Source organism: Streptomyces sp. NPDC002784, assembly GCF_053592135.1.
This window is the reverse complement of the sequence record NZ_JBSFVD010000107.1, coordinates 1-3,707: the sequence shown is the minus strand read 5'-3', so window position 1 is coordinate 3,707 and position 3,707 is coordinate 1. Positions and strand designations below refer to the sequence as shown.

Here is a 3,707-nt window from a genome sequence, read left to right as displayed (position 1 = left end):
CCGGGCGGCATCCGCCGCCGAGGCCGCGGCCGTCACCACGGCCGACAGCCCGCAGCTCAAGACGTGGTGGCACGACAATCACGTGTACAACACCACCAGCCCGGTGGCGAACGACAAGGTCCGGCGGTCGTCGTTCTACGACGTGCAGGTCGCCACCGCGGCGGCCCCGACGACGAAGTACGACTCCTTCGCCTACATGAGCATCCCGCGCAGCGGCAAGGGCAAGATCGGCTACACGAAGGAGGACGGGGCGGAGTTCTCCTCGTCCGCGAACCTCACCATGAGCTGGTCGTCCTTCCAGTACACGGCCGATGCGTGGGTCGACGTCTCCCTGCGCACCGGCCAGACGATCTCCTCCGCCGACCAGGTGAGGATCAGGCCCAGCAGCCTCAACTTCGCCAAGCAACTGGTCGACGCCGACACCGTCCGCGTCAAGGTGCCCTACAACTCGGCCGGTTACCGGTTCTCCGTGGAGTTCGACCCGCAGCTGTACACGGCGTACAACGACATGTCCGGCCCCGCGAACGACGCCGGCAAGCTGACCACGCAGGGCGGCGGCGGCAACCGGGCCATCCACACCGAGCCCCGCAACTCCATGATGATCTTCGCCGAGCCGGCCCCGACCGGGGCCGAGAAGGACCGGCTGGTGCCGACGTCGGCCTCCGGCACCATCCACTACCCGCAGCAGGGCCAGGTCACCAACCTGAACACGATCAGCGAGGAGATCGTGTACTTCCGGCCCGGCACCTACTACATGACCTCCAAGTACCACGCGCTGCTGCCCAAGCAGGTCAAGTGGGTCTACCTGGCCCCCGGCGCGTACGTGAAGGGCGCCATCCGGTTCCCCGACGACAGCCAGGGGCTGTACAGGGTGACCGGCCAGGGCGTGCTCTCCGGTGAGCAGTACGTCTACGAGGCGGACACCAACAACGACTACGACCACCTCTCCGGCGCCTCCAACTGCCACTCCAGCTGCGTGAAGATGCTGCAGTTCGCCTCCGCGCAGGGCCGCCAGCAGCACCTGGACCTGCAAGGCGTGACCATCAACGAGCCGCCGTACCACTCCTTCGTGGTCTACGGCGACGAGCAGACCTTCAGCATGCGGGTCGACAACTACAAGCAGGTCGGTTCCTGGTACTGGCAGACCGACGGCATCGAGCTCTACCGCGGCAGCACCATGAAGAACACGTTCTTCAACGCCAACGACGACGTGCTGAAGATGTACCACAGCGACGTCAGCATCGATAACACGGTCGTCTGGAAGAACGAGAACGGACCCGTCATCCAGTGGGGCTGGACCCCACGCACCATCGACAACGTCCGGGTCAGCAACACCCACGTCATCCACAACCGCATGTACTGGAAGGACGTCAAGTACAACACCTGCATCCTCAACTCCTCCTCGCACTGGGAGGACATGGGCTCGACCACCAAGGCCGACCCGGGCTCATGGGTGAAGAACATGACCTTCGAGAACATCACCGTCGAAGGGATGACCAACTGCGCGATCCGCGTCTTCGCCCTGTCCAGCACCGAGAACATCCACGTCAAGAACCTCAGGATCGACGCCTGGAACCAGCTCGACGCCTCCTCCCAGGTCAGCCTCCTCAAGCGGTACACCAACTCCGCCGGACAGAAGGTCACCCTCGGCAACGAGACGCGTGACAGCCGCGGGCTGAAGCTGGAGAACTACACCGTCGGCGGCACCGCCATCAGCAAGTCCGGCACCAACTGGGCCGCCGACAAGCTCGGCCGGATCGGCTTCGACGCCGAGACCTGGGACAACTGGAACGCCTGGGGACCGGGCGGCAACAACCCCGACCCCGACCCGGTCACCGGCGCCAAGATCGTCAACGGGGCGACCTCCAAGTGCCTCGACCGCGCCGACGGCGGCACGGCCAACGGCACCGCCGCCCAGCAATGGTCCTGCGCCAACACGCCGTCGATGACCTGGGCCCTGGACGGTCAGCAACTGAAGTCCGGCGGCAAGTGCCTGGACGTCGAGGGCGGCGCCACCGCCAACGGCACCAAGGCGCACCTGTGGGACTGCGGCACCTGGGACAGCCAGAAGTGGGCCTTCCAGACCGACGGCAGCCTGAAGAACCTCAAGTCCGGCCGCTGCCTGGACATTCAAGGCCAGAGCACCGCCGACGGCGCCCGTCTGCACCTGTGGGACTGCGGCGGCTGGGCCAGCCAGAAGTGGACTCAGACCAGCTGACCGACCCGACCGGTGGCCGTCGGCACACCCGCACCGCCGACGGCCATCCTCACTCCGGTATCCCTGGAAGGAGCACCCTCGTGGACCTTCCCGCACGCCACGAAGCCACCGTCCTGGGCCTGTTCCGCATGGTCACCGGGCTGCTGTTCACCTGCCACGGGGCCGCGACGCTGTTCGACGTCCTGGGCGGACCCCACGGAGGCTCGACGCCCGGGCCGGGCCAGTGGCCGGCATGGTGGGCCGCGGTGATCCAGCTCGTCGGCGGGGGCCTGGTGCTCGCCGGACTGCTCACCCGGACCGCCGCGACCCTGTGCTCGGGCTCCATGGCCTACGCCTACTTCGTCCACCACCAGCCCGACGGCCTGTTCCCTCTGGAGAACGGCGGCGAGCAGGCGGCTCTGTTCTGCTGGGCCTTCCTCCTCATCGCCGCCCTGGGCCCCGGCCGCTGGCCGGTGACGGCGCTGCTCGCCCCTCGCGCGAGCACGCGACCCGCCCCCAGGAAGGAGGTGCCGGACACGCAAGGAACCTGAACCCCTGGCTGTCATGTGCACGTAATTCGCGGGTGGGAGTCCTCCGCCCGCGACCCCCGAACAACCGGAGGGAGAGCACCATGAACCGCACACCCGCGACACCCACGCGCCGCACCGCGCTCGGCGCCGGAGTGGTGGCCACCAGCCTGCTGTGCCTGCTCCCGCTCGCACCGTCGGCCGCCGCACACGGCACGGTGATCACCCCGGAGACCCGCAACTACGGCTGCCTGCAGCGCTGGGGATACACCGAGCCGAACGAGGCACAGGACCCCATGTGCTACCGCACCTACCACGAGAACCCGAACGCCATCGCCGCATGGAAGGCCGTGTACGCCAACAACACCGGGGACAACTACAAGCAGGTCATCCCCGACGGCCAGATCTGCAGCGCCGGCGGGCAGGGCGAGACCAACTACCGGCCGCTCGACCGCCCCGGCCCCTGGAAGACGACCAACGTCGGCTCCAACTTCACCGTCGACATCTACGACGAGGCACGACACGGCGCCGACTGGCTCGAGGTCTACGTCACCAAGCAGGGCTTCAACCCCGAGTACCAGCTCATCGGGTGGAACGACCTGGAACTGGTGAAGAGGACCGGCCGCTACTCCTACCAGCCGCACTACGTCACCGACGTCTCGACGTCGGGCTACAGCGGACGGCACGTCGTGGTGACCGTCTGGAAGGCGTCACACATGGACCAGAAGTACTTCCTGTGCAGCGACGTCAACTTCACCTGACATCCGCCGGACGCGGCTGAACCAGCACCCCGGCATGCCGGCCCCGCGAGGCGCACACCTCGCGGGGCCTTCCCCCACTCCCCCGTCACCGGCCGGCCGCCATGTCCGGTCACACCCGACGAAGGCAGCCATCAGGCTTGTCACTGACGCAGCTCTGCTCAGCTCCTACGCAGAACGGACTCCCGCACTGCACCCGGACTTGGGCAACCGACACCGCAGAAA

General features: G+C 67.3%; 3 protein-coding genes. All 3 read left to right on the top strand.

What is annotated here, in order from left to right; genetic code table 11:
• A partial coding sequence (locus ACWD1Z_RS36790) for a family 49 glycosyl hydrolase (RefSeq protein WP_451125180.1) occupies positions 1 to 2,218 on the top strand: 2,218 nt, incomplete at its 5' end.
• An 80-nt stretch (positions 2,219 to 2,298) separates the two neighbouring features.
• Positions 2,299 to 2,748, top strand: coding sequence for a DoxX family protein (locus ACWD1Z_RS36785; protein ID WP_451125178.1), 450 nt, complete (start codon positions 2,299 to 2,301; stop codon positions 2,746 to 2,748).
• 80 nt (positions 2,749 to 2,828) lie between these two features.
• Positions 2,829 to 3,485, top strand: coding sequence for a lytic polysaccharide monooxygenase (locus ACWD1Z_RS36780; protein ID WP_451125176.1), 657 nt, complete (start codon positions 2,829 to 2,831; stop codon positions 3,483 to 3,485).
• Positions 3,486 to 3,707: the final 222 nt, after the last annotated feature.

Bases quoted from the DNA above. Each gene is read 5' to 3' on its own strand.
- ACWD1Z_RS36780 (WP_451125176.1), top strand. From the start codon at position 2,829: ATGAACCGCACACCCGCGACACCCACGCGCCGCACCGCGCTCGGCGCC.